This window comes from Prevotella sp. tf2-5, assembly GCF_900115435.1.
In the GTDB taxonomy this organism is placed as follows: Bacteria; Bacteroidota; Bacteroidia; order Bacteroidales; family Bacteroidaceae; genus Prevotella.
In genome coordinates this window covers 39,422-54,238 of record NZ_FOWK01000006.1, presented here as the reverse complement: position 1 = coordinate 54,238, position 14,817 = coordinate 39,422, and the positions used below count along the sequence as shown (strand labels likewise).

14 protein-coding genes are annotated in these 14,817 nt (G+C 46.4%); 8 read left to right on the top strand and 6 right to left on the bottom strand.

Features of this window, described 5'->3' with window-relative positions; genetic code table 11:
* Positions 1–114: 114 nt before the first annotated feature.
* The 4 genes from BM257_RS07770 to BM257_RS07755 form a co-directional block, all read right to left on the bottom strand.
* Complete coding sequence (locus BM257_RS07770; RefSeq protein WP_143096802.1) at positions 115–546, bottom strand: structural protein P5; 432 nt, start codon at positions 544–546, stop codon at positions 115–117.
* Positions 547–2,409: 1,863 nt separating this feature from the next.
* Complete coding sequence (locus BM257_RS07765) at positions 2,410–2,889, bottom strand: DUF4251 domain-containing protein (protein WP_177216052.1); 480 nt, start codon at positions 2,887–2,889, stop codon at positions 2,410–2,412.
* Between the two features lie 5 nt (positions 2,890–2,894).
* Positions 2,895–3,269, bottom strand: a complete 375-nt coding sequence (locus BM257_RS07760) for a hypothetical protein (RefSeq protein ID WP_092070686.1) — start codon at positions 3,267–3,269, stop codon at positions 2,895–2,897.
* Positions 3,266–4,729: an aminoacyl-histidine dipeptidase gene (locus BM257_RS07755; protein ID WP_092070683.1), complete on the bottom strand. Its 1,464-nt coding sequence runs from the start codon at positions 4,727–4,729 to the stop codon at positions 3,266–3,268. The genes BM257_RS07760 and BM257_RS07755 overlap by 4 nt, the downstream gene beginning before the upstream one ends.
* 124 nt (positions 4,730–4,853) lie before the next feature.
* Between BM257_RS07755 and BM257_RS07750 the strand changes: the two genes are divergently transcribed.
* The 5 genes from BM257_RS07750 to BM257_RS07730 all read left to right on the top strand — a co-directional run bounded on the left by BM257_RS07750 (position 4,854) and on the right by BM257_RS07730 (position 9,194).
* On the top strand, positions 4,854–5,021 hold the full coding sequence (locus BM257_RS07750; protein ID WP_369821315.1) for a hypothetical protein: 168 nt from the start codon (positions 4,854–4,856) through the stop codon (positions 5,019–5,021).
* A 43-nt stretch (positions 5,022–5,064) separates the two neighbouring features.
* Positions 5,065–5,685, top strand: coding sequence for an OmpH/Skp family outer membrane protein (locus BM257_RS07745; protein WP_092070678.1), 621 nt, complete (start codon positions 5,065–5,067; stop codon positions 5,683–5,685).
* A 5-nt stretch (positions 5,686–5,690) separates the two neighbouring features.
* Positions 5,691–7,037 (top strand): DEAD/DEAH box helicase, encoded by a 1,347-nt coding sequence (locus tag BM257_RS07740; RefSeq protein ID WP_255405643.1) that lies wholly within the window; start codon positions 5,691–5,693, stop codon positions 7,035–7,037.
* Between the two features lie 160 nt (positions 7,038–7,197).
* On the top strand, positions 7,198–8,265 hold the full coding sequence (gene serC / locus BM257_RS07735; RefSeq protein ID WP_092070675.1) for a 3-phosphoserine/phosphohydroxythreonine transaminase: 1,068 nt from the start codon (positions 7,198–7,200) through the stop codon (positions 8,263–8,265).
* 11 nt (positions 8,266–8,276) lie between these two features.
* Positions 8,277–9,194: an NAD(P)-dependent oxidoreductase gene (locus BM257_RS07730; protein WP_092070672.1), complete on the top strand. Its 918-nt coding sequence runs from the start codon at positions 8,277–8,279 to the stop codon at positions 9,192–9,194.
* 75 nt (positions 9,195–9,269) lie between these two features.
* Here BM257_RS07730 and BM257_RS07725 read toward each other — a convergent pair whose 3' ends face one another.
* Together BM257_RS07725 and BM257_RS07720 are read right to left on the bottom strand one after the other, a co-directional pair.
* A complete protein-coding gene (locus BM257_RS07725) occupies positions 9,270–10,625 on the bottom strand; it encodes a glycoside hydrolase family 5 protein (protein ID WP_092070669.1) in 1,356 nt (451 codons plus the stop codon).
* A 5-nt stretch (positions 10,626–10,630) separates the two neighbouring features.
* On the bottom strand, positions 10,631–12,343 hold the full coding sequence (locus BM257_RS07720; RefSeq protein WP_092070666.1) for a glycoside hydrolase family 5 protein: 1,713 nt from the start codon (positions 12,341–12,343) through the stop codon (positions 10,631–10,633).
* Between the two features lie 113 nt (positions 12,344–12,456).
* On the opposite strand from BM257_RS07720, the gene BM257_RS07715 reads away from it, so the two are divergent.
* From BM257_RS07715 to BM257_RS07705, 3 genes are read left to right on the top strand one after another with little or no spacing between them, the layout of a single operon-like run.
* Complete coding sequence (locus BM257_RS07715) at positions 12,457–12,882, top strand: HIT family protein (protein ID WP_092070662.1); 426 nt, start codon at positions 12,457–12,459, stop codon at positions 12,880–12,882.
* 23 nt (positions 12,883–12,905) lie between these two features.
* Positions 12,906–14,153, top strand: coding sequence for a DUF1015 domain-containing protein (locus BM257_RS07710; RefSeq protein WP_092070659.1), 1,248 nt, complete (start codon positions 12,906–12,908; stop codon positions 14,151–14,153).
* Between the two features lie 56 nt (positions 14,154–14,209).
* Entirely contained in the window at positions 14,210–14,788 is a 579-nt protein-coding gene (locus BM257_RS07705; RefSeq protein WP_092070656.1) for an IMPACT family protein, read from the top strand.
* The last annotated feature ends 29 nt before the right edge of the window (positions 14,789–14,817 follow it).

The window sequence follows — 14,817 nt, the reverse complement described above, 5'->3', positions numbered from 1 at the left end:
TCTGTACTCACAAGGACTGTCCCCCTGTGAGCATGAGCAAAAATCCCCCCACGTCTCACGACGTAGGGGAATGTTGCAACTCGAAAAGCAAAGCAGCACCAAATTGTTAAACCATTAAAACAGCATATTCCACCCTTTGGCGACGGAATAGCGGAGAGTGTCCCGATCGTCGGCTGACAGACCGCACTCCACACTTGCCATGGCAAGGACGAGTTCACACCAGACAATCTTGGTCTCAGCCTTCATCGGGGGTAGGGGAGTGTCGGCACCCATCTGGGTGATCCTGCATACCGTTTTGATATACGCCTCCACCTGATTCTCCGTCTCGGGTGCCCACCGGCAGATGATCTGTCGGATGGTGATGCACCCATACTTGGAGTAGTACGTCCGCAACAGTTTCAGGGCTGCACGGAACCCATACTGCATGGATGAGAACTGACAGAAGCGGGTCTCGCCTCCGAGGTTGGTCTCTCCCAACCACACCTGTGTCTTACTCTTGATGATATTCAGCGGGTTATTATTCCGCAATCCTCTTGCTTGTTTCATATATTAGACCCTCTCTGACTCCCCCTGTTGAGGGGGAGAACCGCTATACTCACAAGGGTCATCCCCCTGTGAGCAAAACCCCTAACCTCCAACTGGTCTTGCGCCCTTTATTTATCGAGGTTTGCGGTATTTTTAGTGGGAGGTTAGGGCAAGACAATGCCTGTACAATATATAAATTATATAATATTTAATATTATATAATTCTGAAAATGTATCATTGTGCACAGATTACAGATTACAGATTGAATAACAGTTAACAGATAACAGTTCCGATTTTCTGATTCGGTTGGCAATGATTGATTTCAGATTTCAGTTTTCAGTAAGTCAAAACGTTGAATGCTATGACAAATGACGGATGACAGTTAGTGAAAGTCAACGTTTCTAGTAAAAGCGTCAACGATTCCCAGAGTAGGATGTCTACTTCTTCAGTATGGTAATGCAGTCTCTGTCTCAGAATCTCAGTTTTTTAAAGCGAACGAACAGTTGAACAGTTATTCTATTTTCCTAAAAATGTTGACCACAAATTTTATTATATATATATTATATATAATATATATATAATAATATAATATATAGACTTTTAGGTATGTTTCTACTTTAGTAAACTGTTCGCTGTTCGTTCGTTCGCTTACTGAGATTCTGAGACTGAGATTGTTTCCCTCTTTTTCGCTAACTGTTATCTGTTATTTGTTTGAAAATCCGGTGAAATGATAAACTGTCATTTGTCATTTGTCATAGATCGCTTACTGAAATCTGAAATCTGAAATCGCAAACTGTAATTTAACAGTTAACAGTTAACAGTTGGTATTATACAAATACTCAACCAATGACAGGGATAAAGCGTGACAGTTGTGACAGATGACAGTTAGTGAAAGTCAACGTTTTTAGGAAAAGAGTCAACCAGCTTAGGGACACTCGTCAACGATTCCCAGGGGACGTAGTCAACTTCTTCCGTATGGATCATGACTGTCACAAATCACAGATCACAGTTATTGAAACGGAAACGGAAACGGAAACAGTTAGGTTGAAGTTGATTTTCAATGAAGTCAGATTTATTATTATGTATATATTATTATATATATATAATATATATATTATATATATATAATAAATTTAGTACCAGTATTTTTTCACTTTAAGCTAACTGTTTCCGTTTCCGTTTCCACTCTGTTTCCATTCCTGTTTGCTGAAAACTGAAAAATCCTCTTCGGTCAATCTCAAAACAAGTAACTGTGATCTGTGATCTGTGATTGATTTTGTCTTTTTCACTAACTGTTAACTGTTAAACTGTTAAAACCAACCCAAAACTTACTGTCACAACTGTCACTGTCACGCTAAAGTATGGAGCAATTTGTGTTCCGATGCCTTCTATCCCTTGTCGCAGTATCTGCCATCCCTTGTACTAAAGGCTGGTATGACTGATACTAAGGGCTGTTATACCCCTATAACAGATACTGGAATACATCTTAACAGATACTAGAGAAGGGAGAAGGGTTAAAGGTTCAAGGTTAAGGGTTCAGGGTTATGGGTTCAGGGTTAAGGGTGGGTCACGAAGGTCATTTGTCATTAAGAGTTTTGAAAATGGTGGTTTTTGGTTAATAATAATATATATTATAATATATATTATTATTATAGGTATTTTAGTAAAATCTGAAATCCTTAATGACAAATGACCTTAATGACCTTCGTGACCACTTTCAAAAAAAAATAAAACGACTTTGCGTTCGGACTGAACTGGCAAGGAGTCATCCAAGACGCTCGCGTGAAGAAATACAAATAACAAAAATACATACCCCACAAGGGGACTGTCCATGTGAGGCATGTACAAGGGGACTTCATCCCCGTGTGAGGTAGCTAGGCTTTTTATTTGATCGGGAATGACATGTCGCCACTATACGAGATGCCCTCACGGTTCCTTGCCTGTACGTCGATGGAGCTGCTTCCGTTGTCAAACACCTCGATGATGTAGGTATAGGTGTCCTCGTTGTTGCTCACAAGAATCGTGATCTGTCGTGCGTTCTTCGAGCCCTTTTTCTCGTGATACTCAGAGATAGGGGCTGTGAAGTTCAGTCCCATTCCTCCTCCGTAGGGCACGGTGAAAGCCCTTCCGATATAGGGCAGGTACGATACCAGGGTGTCGCCCTTCACCTCCAGAGACCAGTCACTGGTCACCGTCTTCATCGGTCCGCGTCTGGGACTCATCGTCCGGATGTCGATGGTATAGTGACGGTCGTCGAGTGCGGCATTCACCTTTTTTGCCAGTTCTTGCCGTTCGGCAGGTGTCAGTGTGGCACATGCCATTAGGATGGCGGCGGTTATCAGTAAGAACAGATACTTTTTCATATTCATCAGTTTTCCTTAAATGCGACGATACGTGTCAGTGCCATGTCGAGATAATAGGTGTCGCTGCACTCCTCGCCGTCGAGCTCATAGCGTACACGGGTGACCATCAGTTTCTGGAAAGGCTCGTCAGGAGCATACTGGAGGTCGGGACGATAACGCTTTGCCTGTCGTGCCAGTTGGCGCAGGTTGATGACGATGGAGTCCGTCATAGCGTGTGTGGAGTCGATGTCCGTGAAATCGATGGACGAGGGTTTCAGTCCCTCCCGCATGTTCTGTTCCATAAACTGCTCCACGAGGTCCTCTGCCTCCGCCTGTGGTCCGCATGCGGCGAACAGCAGGGGAGCAGTGATACCTATTATAATATATATAAGATGTCTCATGACTGATGGGGCATGCTTTTGAGAGTGAGTAACAAGTGGTCCCATACCATCTGGACGGTGGGGATGAGCAGACGCTCGTCGGGAGTATGTACATCACGCAAGGTCGGACCGAACGATACCATATCAAGGTTCGGATAACGCTCAGCGAACAGTCCGCACTCCAGTCCTGCATGGATGCCACGAACAACAGGCTCTTTCTGGAACAGCTTGTGATAGGTGTATCTCACAATCTTCTGCAACTCACTGTTGGAGCGCATCTTCCAAGCAGGGTAACCATCTGAGTGCTCCACCTTGAAACCAGCCAGTTTGAAGGCGGCGGCAACGGTGTTACACATATTGTCGAGGTTTGACATCACGTTACTACGCTGAGATGTCAGAATCTCAATCTTGTCAGCAAGCGTCTCCACACGGGCAAGGTTGCTTGATGTCTCCGTCATGCCACCCAAAGCCTCATCCTGACAAATGGAATAGACCCCATTGTCGACAGCCTGCAGGGCATAGACGAAACGACGTGCCGTCTCATCGTCGATGACAGGCTCCGGATCGTAGCTGCGCATGCGCCATACCATCTGGGTGTCAGTGACATGGAACTCCTCGTCGACCTCTGCGGAGAAGACATTCCAGTCGGCACGGATATTCTCCTTGATGGCATTAGGTACTGCGAGTACGAAATAGCCGCCACGAGGAATGGCGTTGTGCAGACTGCCGCCATGCAGACGTACCAGGTGTACGTCATCGTAACGCTCCATCTCCTGATAGACGAAGCGGGCGATAATCTTCAGGCCGTTGGCACGCTTCTTGTTGATATCATCACCAGAGTGACCGCCAATGAGTCCTTTGACGGAACCCTTGATGAAGAAGTAACCGTCGGGGGCGTTCTGACGCTGGATATCCAGTGTCGCCGTTGTCGAACGACCACCGGCACAGCTGACGAAGATCTCACCCTCATCCTCCGAGTCGAGGTTGATGAGGAAGTCGCCAGTCATGAAACCAGCCTTCATCCCAAAGGCACCCGTCAGTCCTGTCTCCTCGTCACGGGTGAAGACACACTCGATGGGACCATGCTCGATGTCGTTGCTGTCAAGGATGGCAAGTTCCATAGCCATACCGATACCATCGTCGGCACCCAGGGTCGTCCCCTTGGCACGCATCCATTCCCCGTCGATATAGGTAGTGATACCCTCCTTGTCAAAATCTATCGTCAACTCTGGCAGACAGTCGCACACCATATCCATGTGACTCTGGAGGATGATGGTCTTACAGTCCTCATAGCCCGGGGTGGCTCCTTTGCGGATGATAACGTTGCCCACCTCGTCGACAACAGTCTCCAAACCATGGCTCTTACCAAAGTCCTTCAGGTACTCAATCATCTTCTCTTCACGCTTCGAAGGGCGTGGAATTTCGTTAATCTTCGCAAATTGTTCGAAGACAACGGCAGGTTTTAACTCACTTTTATTCATTATTAATGTTTATTTTATCGGTTTTCTGAATTTATTGTTTAACTTTGCAGTCGATTTGCAAATGCAAAGTTAATCATTTATGGTGATAATCCTGCTGTTAAGCACGTTAATAATTGCTATAGGGATGGCTTTTTTCCTGATTAAAGTCCTTTCCAGCAAGAACGGGACCTTCTCGTCGCAGCATATCCACGATAGTAAGGCGATGAGGGAACGGGGCATCCACTGTGTGATGGACCAGGACAAGGAGATGCGTCGCAAGAGCAGGTTCGCTGTTAGCGAGAAGTCGAAATAACAAGAAGTCGAAATAACGAGAAATAATAATAATAAAAGAAAAAATGAAAAAGAACATTCTTGGCATGATGGCTGTTGCCGCCATCGCAGCACTCGCATCATGTAACAATGAAAGTCCTAAGATGGACGACCAGCCCGCAGCAGGTGACACTGCCAATGGCGCAGGACTGAAGATCGCTTACGTAGAGGTTGACTCCCTGATGACTCAGTATGAGTATTGCAAGGACTTCACCCTGGTGCTCCAGAAGAAGAGCAACAATGCCCGTAACACCCTGACACAGAAGGGACAGCAGTTGCAGAACGCTATGAACAGTTTCCAGCAGAAGTTGAACAACAACGGTTTCACCAGTCGTGAGCAGGCTGAGAGCCAGCAGGCTGCCATCCAGCGTCAGCAGAACGACCTGCAGCAGTTGCAGGCTCGTCTGGAGAATGAGCTCGCCAACGAGACCGCAACTTATAACGAGGGACTGCGTGACTCTTTGCAGCACTTCCTTGCCAAGTATAACAAGGACAAGAAATACGATTTGATCCTGACCAAGCAGGGTGACAACATCCTTTATGCTAATAAGCGCTTCGATATCACCGCTGATATCATCAACGGTCTGAACAAGGCTTATAAGTCTACTTTCAACAAGGCAGAAGAGAAGAAAGAAGAGAAGAAATAATCATAGTGGATATCCAGAAAATCCTACAGAAACTACGCATCGACGCACTTAACGAGATGCAGCAACACGCCGCCGAAGCTATCCTACGCTCCGACGGTGATGTTGTTTTACTCTCTCCAACGGGTTCGGGAAAGACACTTGCCTATCTGTTGCCGTTGGTGCAACTGCTGGATGCCTCGTCAGATACTGTTCAGGCATTGGTTGTAGTGCCAGGCAGAGAACTCGCGTTACAGTCGGATACCGTCCTGCGTGACATGGGGTCGGGTATCCGTTCGGCAAGTTGTTATGGCGGACGTGCCGCTATGGATGAGCATCGGAAACTGAAAGAGGTCAAGCCGCAGATCGTCTTTGGTACCCCTGGGCGACTGAACGACCATCTGGACAAGGATAATATCTCACGCTATGGTATCCGCTGGCTGATCATCGACGAGTTCGACAAGTGTTTGCAGATGGGTTTCCATCAGGAGATGGCAAAACTCATCAAGAGTCTGCCAGGACTGCAGCGCCGTATCCTGCTCTCTGCCACCAATGCGGAGGAGATCCCACAGTTCGTCAATATGGCGAAGAAAGGGACATTGGTCGACTTCCTCCCAGAAGACGAGCAGGTCCCTGAGCGGGTGACACTCTATGAGGTGAAAAGTCCTGTGAAGGATAAGCTGGAGACGCTCCGTCACCTGCTGTTGAGCTTTGGTGATGCCAGCAGTATCGTGTTCCTGAACTATCGTGACTCTGTGGAGCGTGTGAACAACTACCTCCGTGAGCAAGGGTTTACCACGAGTTTCTTCCATGGAGGACTGGAACAGAAACAGCGAGAGGACGAGTTGTATAAATTCTCTAACGGTTCTACGAATGTAATGGTGAGCACTGACCTTGCCTCTCGTGGACTCGACATCCCTGATATCGCCAATATCATCCACTACCACATGCCGGAGAGTGAGGAAGGCTATATCCATCGGGTAGGACGTACGGCACGTTGGGACAAACAGGGTAGGGCATTCTTTATCACAGGTCCGGAGGAGCATATCCCCGATTTTGTCCTTGAGCATTCATCCTTAAATATTGAACATTATGACCTTAACACCAATGATCAGTCCTCAACGGTCAATCCCCCTCTTCCTAAGATGGCAACCCTCTATATCGGCAAGGGGAAGAAAGACAAGGTGTCGAAGGGCGATATCGTAGGCTTCTTATGCAAGAAAGGTGGTCTGCGGTCGGATGAGATAGGACGTATTGACGTGAACGACCGTTATGCCTATGTTGCTGTGAAGCGTGAGAAACAGCAACAGGTCATCCGTCAGGTCCAGGGTGAGAAAATCAAAGGTATCAAGACAATTGTGGAGCCTGTGAGATAGAAAATTGTAACACAGAGTTGGCAAAACGTAAGAAAATCGCCGAAAATGCTTAATTCTTGCTCAAATATTTGCCTAATTCAAATAAAAAGTGTAATTTCGCATCGTTTTTACGAAACAGATAGTAGAAAAGTATAACAAATAATTAAAACTCACAATCAAAATGAAGAAGTACAACTTTAACGCAGGTCCTTCTATCCTTCCCCGCGAAGTGATTGAGAAGACTGCACAGCAGTGTTTAGACTTCAATGGTTCTGGTCTTTCTCTGATGGAGATCAGCCATCGTGCCAAGGATTTCCAGCCCGTCGTTGACGAGGCAGTAGCTCTGATCAAGGAGCTCCTTCAGATTCCTGAGGGTTACTCAGTGATCTTCCTCGGTGGCGGTGCTTCTCTGGAGTTCTGCATGATTCCTTTCAACTTCCTGATTAAGAAGGCTGCTTACCTGAACACAGGTGTATGGGCTAAGAAAGCCATGAAGGAGGCAAAACTGTTTGGTGAGGTCGTAGAGGTCGCTTCTTCTGCTGATGCCAACTATACCTTCATTCCAAAAGGATGGAGCGTTCCTGCTGATGCAGACTACCTGCACATCACGACCAACAACACCATCTATGGTACTGAGATCCGTAAGGACCTTGATGTGAATGTACCTCTGATTGCTGACATGTCTTCTGATATCTTCAGCCGTCCTATTGACGTGAAGAAGTATGACGCTATCTATGCTGGTGCTCAGAAGAACATGGCTATGGCTGGTGTGACTGTCATCATCGTGAAGGATGAGAAACTGGGTAAGGCTCCTCGTGAGATTCCTACCATGCTCGACTATCGTACACATGTTGACAAAGGCTCTATGTTCAACACTCCTCCTGTAGTACCTATCTATTGTGCATTGGAGAACCTCCGCTGGCTGAAGAAGCAGGGTGGTGTAGAGGCTATGGACAAGCTCGCCCAGCAGCGTGCGGAGATCGTCTATGGTGAGATCGACCGCAATAAGATGTTCCGTGGTACTGCCGTTGAGGAGGATCGCTCACTGATGAACATCTGTTTCGTGATGGCTGATGAGTACAAGGAGTTGGAGAAGGACTTCCTCGACTTTGCTACCTCTAAGGGCATGGTTGGTGTGAAGGGTCACCGCTCAGTGGGTGGCTTCCGCGCTTCTTGCTACAACGCACAGACCATCGAGGGTGTCAATGCTCTCGTAGCTTGTATGAAGGAATTTGAGGCTAATCACTAATAATTGAAGTTATGAAGATTCTTGTTGCAACAGAGAAACCTTTCGCAGCAGCAGCAGTGAATGGTATCAAGGCAGAGGTAGAGGCAGCAGGTAATGAACTCGCCCTGCTGGAGAAATATACAGAGAAGGCTCAGCTGTTGGATGCTGTGAAGGATGCCGACGCACTCATTATCCGTTCGGATAAGGTGGACGCTGAGGTGCTGGACGCTGCCAAGCAGTTGAAGATTGTCGTTCGCGCTGGTGCTGGTTATGATAACATCGACCTCGCCGCAGCCACTGCTCACAACGTGGTAGCCGAGAATACCCCTGGTCAGAACGCCAACGCAGTTGCTGAGTTGGTATTCGGTCTCCTGGTGATGGCTGTCCGTGGTTTCTATAATGGTAAGAGCGGTTCAGAGCTGCTGGGTAAGAAACTCGGTATTCTTGCTTTTGGTAATGTAGGTCGTAACGTGGCTCGCATCGCCAAGGGTTTTGGTATGGATGTTTATGCTTACGATGCTTTCTGTCCTGCAGAGGTCATCGAGAAGGCAGGTGTTCATGCTGTCGCTAATCAGGATGCTCTCTTCGAGACCTGTGATGTTGTTTCTCTGCATATCCCTGCTACTCCTGAGACTAAGCAGAGCATCAACTACGCACTGGTTGGTAAGATGAAAAAGGGTGGTATCTTGGTTAACACCGCCCGTAAAGAGGTCATCAACGAGCCTGAGTTAATCAAGTTGATGCAGGAGCGTGAGGACCTGAAGTTCGTCACAGACATCATGCCCGATGCCAATGCTGATTTCCAGCAGTTCGAGGGACGTTATTTCTCTACTCCTAAGAAGATGGGTGCTCAGACTGCAGAGGCTAATATCAACGCTGGTATTGCAGCAGCCAAGCAGATCAATGCCTTCTTCAAGGATGGTGACACGAAGTTCCAGGTGAACAAGTAATTTAATAAGGTATCAAGAAAAGAGCCTGACATGTTTGAAGTGTCAGGCTCTTTTTGTTATAGTCTCCAATGATTATTATCGATGGAGTGGTATTTGTTTAATGTATTTCTTTCCATTCTGGATATGAAGACCTCTTGAGGAGGTTGTTACCCGTTGTCCACTGAGGTTATATGTGTTTTTATTGCATGGAAGAACTTCCTTTTTTATGTACTGAATGGAGGTCGGCTTCAGTTCTTCTATCGCCTCCTTGATACCCTCCATCATATAGTTGTTATAGATGGACTTGGTGGAGCGGTTGATGATTGTCATCTGATTGTTACCCGTACTATTGGTGTCCCATGCAAAGGGAACGATACCTCGTTCCATACATACTATATTCATCGTCTTATAGTATGCTTTGATAGAGGCGTTATGCTTCTCCTGACTCTCATTGGTGCCGGAAATATTCGTTCGCCAGATGACTCCATACTCTCCATTAATCACAGGAATGCCCTTGTCTACGAAGGTTGTCTTCAGACGGTTGGCGAGATTAATGATGTCACTCTCCTCACCATAGGTGGCATTATGCTTGGAACCACTGACATGATTGCCTACTCCCCAGTAAAAGAACATGCTACCCCAGCTCTCGTCTTCTTCCATTCCCCAGAAATTCCAAGGGTAATAGAAATGAATCTCTATGGCAAGCTTATTACCGACAGGGTCTGTCGGCATCTTGTTAGCCATCCAGTTGCAGGTCTTCTCTGTGTCAGTGGAAGGTCCCTGTACGACTAATAATCGTTTGGCGTTATTACCTCCTGTGTCACGGACGGCATCAATGAAAATCTGCTCATATGAGACCAGTTGTGTGACGGTAGCCTCATTCTCAACATTAGGCTCATTCAGACCAGCGAATACAAGATGCTCGTCATAGTCCTTGAACTCATTGGCAATCTGTGTCCATATCGCTCTTAATACCTCTTCGTTCTTTGTCTTTGCGGAACCTGTCGCGTTGATGTTCCTCTCTAGCCAACCTCCGTCGTAATGATCGTTCAATATGACATAGAGTCCGTCTTTGATACAGTAATCTACAACCTGTTTGACACGTGCCATCCAAGTGGCATCTATCGTGTAATCTTGCGCATTGCTAATATGTCCCCATACCCATGAGCATGGTATTCTGACTGCTTTAAAGCCACAACTTTTGACATAGTCAATAATCTCTTGGGTGGTCTTTGTTCCTTGCCATGCTGTCTCAGAGGCTAGTCCGCCATTGTTGTTATAAAGTCCTGCGGGATTATCTCCCCAGGTGACAGCCGCCTCCATTGTGTTTCCAAGGTTCCATCCCGGCATCATCTCTGATGCTATCTGAGTTGCCGTTTTGTCAAGTCCTGTTTGGGCATGGAGCATCCCTACAGATGCCAAACACATACCAATGATTAGTAGTTTTCTCATATTCTTTATTTAAAGACGATTTTCTTACCATTCTGGATGTAGATTCCTTTTTGGGGATGAGTCACCCGTTGTCCTTTGAGGTTGTAATAGGTGTTGTCAACAGGACGGTCAATGACCAGGGGAGTGATTCCTGAGACAATGGTACCTTCCACTACGGCTTTTTTAATAGTCACATTACTACCTTGGATAATCATTCCTTTCTGGCATAATGTATTATAAACAGACTGGTCGAAAGTAACGGTTACGTTATATTCTGTTCCTACAGTACCACTGGGATTATAATCGGCACCTTTTGGGGTTCCGTCAACAAAGACACCAGTAAGGTGTTCCCAACTACCATCATTAAACTGAATATCTTGACTAGAATTACTGGTTACGGTAAATGTCAATTTAAGTTTCACAGAATTCTCAAAAGAGGAGAAGGCGCTATTGGTAATAGTGATGCCAGAGCCCCATTCTATCGTTTTCTCCTTTTGAAGACAGTTCAGGACTCCTCCTGTATCTGCTATGGTAGGATACTTATACCCACTGGTGCTACCATGGTATGCATTTACGATAGTCTGAGCGAGGTCCGGCTGGTTGAAGATAGGCTGGATACGGAAGATGCCGTCTGACAGTCCCATCCAATAGAAAGTGGCAACGTGATATTCCTTACATTTCTTAACCATGTAATCAGCAAATTGAAACATCACGTCTCTTCGCACGTCATAGTCGGTCTTGCCGTCACCCTTGTCCACATTGGCAGTGCCCCATTCTCCCAGAATCATAGGAATGCCTTTTGAGATGAAATAGGTGTTCCATCTATTGATCATATTGTCAATTTCGTTTTTCACACTGGTGATGCCATTCTCGATATTAGGATAGTCATGTACCTGAACCATGATGTGATTTGTTGCGGGGTCTGTGGGAACAGTCAACTTTGAAAGAGGTTCCTGCAGATGAGTATTCCATGAACCACTACCACAGCTTGCGGCATAAGTGTTCACCACGAGGTTACGATTAACGTTATTACCTCCTGTGGCACGAACGGCATCGACAAAGCTCTGTGCATAGTCACTGATGGCTTTATAGGCATCGTTAGCTTTTGTCACATTATAACTACCACTATTTTTAGATGAGGCATAATTCCATGAATTATCATTGTCCAGCATCTCATTATAGCTCTCAAAAAGCAATTTCTGGTCGTAGTCCTTAAACTCAGTGGCTATCTGGTTCCATAGATTTTTGAATTTTGCCTTGTTGGTGGTATAGTTGCTTCCCTGTGCCTTGATCCAGTGATAAGACTTCCCGCTAATGTCTGCTCCAGTGTCATGATGCACATTGATGATACAGTACATGCCCTGACTGAGAACATAACCAACGACCTCTTTGACACGAGCCATCCAAGCGGCATTGACCTTCCCGTCAATGTCCATGTGGTTATACCAAGTCACTGGCACACGGATAGCTCCGAAACCTGCCTCCCGGATCATCTTGAGTAATTCTGGAGTGGCATAGACCTGTCCCCAGCATACCTCAGATTCAAGTCCCTGCTGTCCCCAATAGCTGCTCTTGGTAGGGTCTAGGGTACCTGCTGCTTGGTTATGTGCCTCAAGGGTATTACCCAGATTCCATCCAACACCCATGTTCTTTACTGCCTCTGTTGCTGGTTCAAAGTCCTGTGCATGTAGCGTCTCAACTGATGCTATCAGCATACTGATTATTAATAGTTTTTTCATTTTTGGGCTAATAGTTTAAGTTTCTGCCTGCAAATATACAGAATAATTTTGAAGATTCAGAACTTTTCAGTAAATTTGCAGAAATATTTTTTAAACTTAGAAACAAAGAAACTATGCAAAGTGACCCTAAACAGTGCTTGTACTGCACGAACAATCAGACATTGCACGACTTGATGATTGAGATTTGTGAACTCTCCGTATCGCGTGCGTTCCTTTTTAAAGAGCAGACCTATCGTGGTCGTTGTCTCGTGGCTTATAAGGATCATGTCAACGACTTGAACGAATTGGCAGACGAAGACCGTAATGCCTTTATGGCTGATGTGGCTCGTGTGACCCGTGCCATGCAGAAGGCTTTCAACCCAGAGAAGATTAACTATGGTGCTTATAGCGATAAACTGTCGCATCTGCATTTCCATCTGGCTCCTAAGTATGTGGATGGTCCCGACTATGGCGGCACATTCCAGATGAATCCAGGTAAGGTGTATCTGTCAGATGCGGAGTATCAAGAATTAATTGAGAAAATCAAGGAAAACCTCTAATGCTCAATATAAAATAAACTATTATGGCAATCGTAAAACCATTTAAAGGAATACGCCCGCCCAAAGAATTGGTGGAGCAGGTAGAGAGTCGTCCTTATGACGTGTTGGACTCAGAGGAAGCACGTGCCGAGGCGGGCGACAATGAGAAGAGTCTGTATCATATCATCAAACCGGAGATCGACTTCCCCGTAGGTACTTCTGAGTATGATCCTCGTGTCTATGAGAAGGCTGCCGAGAACTTCCAGAAGTTCCAAGACAAGGGATGGCTCCTTCAGGATGAACGTGAACATTATTATATCTATGCCCAGACAATGAACGGCAAGACACAGTATGGTCTGGTGGTATGTGCTCATACAGACGACTATATGAAAGGTAATATCAAGAAGCATGAGCTGACGCGTCGCGACAAGGAGGAGGATCGTATGAAACATGTCCGTGTGAATAATGCGAACATCGAACCAGTATTCTTTGCCTATCCTGATAATACCGTTCTCGACCAGTTGATCAAGCGCTATGCCGCCACGGAGCCGGAGTATGACTTCATCGCTCCTATTGACGGTTTCCGCCATCAGTTCTGGATTATCGACGATGAGAAGGATATGGCAACTATCACCGCAGAGTTTGCCAAGATGCCGTCGCTCTATATCGCCGACGGACATCATCGCTCTGCCGCTGCCGCACTGGTAGGTGCTGAGAAACAGAAGCAGAACCCTCACCACAAAGGGGATGAGGAATATAACTTCTTCATGGCAGTATGCTTCCAGGCGAGCCAGTTGACAATTCTCGACTACAACCGTGTGGTGAAGGACCTCAACGGTATGTCGTCAGAGGAGTTCCTTGCTGCTCTTCAGGTGAACTTCATCGTAGAGGATAAGGGAACGGAGATTTATAAACCAGCAAAGCTCCATGAGTTCTCACTCTATCTCGACCAGCATTGGTATAGTCTGACAGCCAAGGAAGGTACCTTCGATAATACCGATCCTATCGGGGTACTGGATGTAGATATCAGCAGTCGTCTGATTCTCGACGAGATACTGAACATCGGCGATCTGCGTTCTTCCAAGCGTATTGACTTTGTCGGTGGCCTTCGTGGACTCGGTGAACTGAAACGTCGTGTGGACAGTGGTGAGATGCGAGCCGCCCTTGCTCTCTATCCTGTGACGATGCAGCAGATCATGGATATTGCCGACAGTGGTAAGATCATGCCGCCGAAGGCTACCTGGTTTGAACCGAAACTGCGTTCTGGATTGGTGATTCATAAACTCTCGTAATATCGTTATCTCGTAATATCGTTATCTCGTAATTTCGAAATACCGATATATAGTATATGACTGACGAATACCGCACCATAGCAACCATAAGCGAGGGATATTACACCGAGAAACGGAGTAAGTTCCTCGCTTTTGCTCACCACGTAGAGACCATCGACGAGGTGAAGGGGATTCTTGCGGGCTATCGCAAGAAATACTATGATGCTCGTCATGTCTGTTATGCCTATATGTTAGGAGCGAGTAGGGAAGAGTTCCGTGCCAATGATGACGGAGAACCTTCCTCGACGGCAGGAAAACCGATTCTTGGACAGATTAACTCCAATGAACTGACGGACATACTGATTGTCGTGGTGCGCTACTATGGGGGCGTGAACCTGGGAACGAGCGGTCTGATAGTCGCCTATCGTGAGGCTGCCGCTGATGCGATCACCCATGCTACTATCGAGACACGTCAGGTAGAGGAGGTTATCACCTATTCCTTTTCCTATCCACAGATGAATGACGTGATGCGCATCGTCAAAGAGATGAATCCTCGTGTCTTGTCACAGACCTTCGACACAACATGCGAGATACGTCTCTCTATCCGCCAGAGTGAGGCGGAGCAGTTGCGTCAACGGCTAGGCAAACTTCTTTGAATGGGATTTGTCAATGATAAATTTGGTGG

Bases quoted from the DNA above. Each gene is read 5' to 3' on its own strand.
- BM257_RS07725 (WP_092070669.1), bottom strand. From the start codon at position 10,625: ATGAGAAAACTACTAATCATTGGTATGTGTTTGGCATCTGTAGGGATG.
- BM257_RS07730 (WP_092070672.1), top strand. From the start codon at position 8,277: ATGAAGATTCTTGTTGCAACAGAGAAACCTTTCGCAGCAGCAGCAGTG.
- BM257_RS07760 (WP_092070686.1), bottom strand. From the start codon at position 3,269: ATGAGACATCTTATATATATTATAATAGGTATCACTGCTCCCCTGCTG.
- BM257_RS07770 (WP_143096802.1), bottom strand. From the start codon at position 546: ATGAAACAAGCAAGAGGATTGCGGAATAATAACCCGCTGAATATCATC.
- BM257_RS07765 (WP_177216052.1), bottom strand. From the start codon at position 2,889: ATGAAAAAGTATCTGTTCTTACTGATAACCGCCGCCATCCTAATGGCA.
- BM257_RS07705 (WP_092070656.1), top strand. From the start codon at position 14,210: ATGACTGACGAATACCGCACCATAGCAACCATAAGCGAGGGATATTAC.
- BM257_RS07720 (WP_092070666.1), bottom strand. From the start codon at position 12,343: ATGAAAAAACTATTAATAATCAGTATGCTGATAGCATCAGTTGAGACG.
- BM257_RS07750 (WP_369821315.1), top strand. From the start codon at position 4,854: ATGGCTTTTTTCCTGATTAAAGTCCTTTCCAGCAAGAACGGGACCTTC.
- BM257_RS07715 (WP_092070662.1), top strand. From the start codon at position 12,457: ATGCAAAGTGACCCTAAACAGTGCTTGTACTGCACGAACAATCAGACA.
- BM257_RS07710 (WP_092070659.1), top strand. From the start codon at position 12,906: ATGGCAATCGTAAAACCATTTAAAGGAATACGCCCGCCCAAAGAATTG.
- BM257_RS07745 (WP_092070678.1), top strand. From the start codon at position 5,065: ATGAAAAAGAACATTCTTGGCATGATGGCTGTTGCCGCCATCGCAGCA.
- BM257_RS07755 (WP_092070683.1), bottom strand. From the start codon at position 4,729: ATGAATAAAAGTGAGTTAAAACCTGCCGTTGTCTTCGAACAATTTGCG.
- serC (WP_092070675.1), top strand. From the start codon at position 7,198: ATGAAGAAGTACAACTTTAACGCAGGTCCTTCTATCCTTCCCCGCGAA.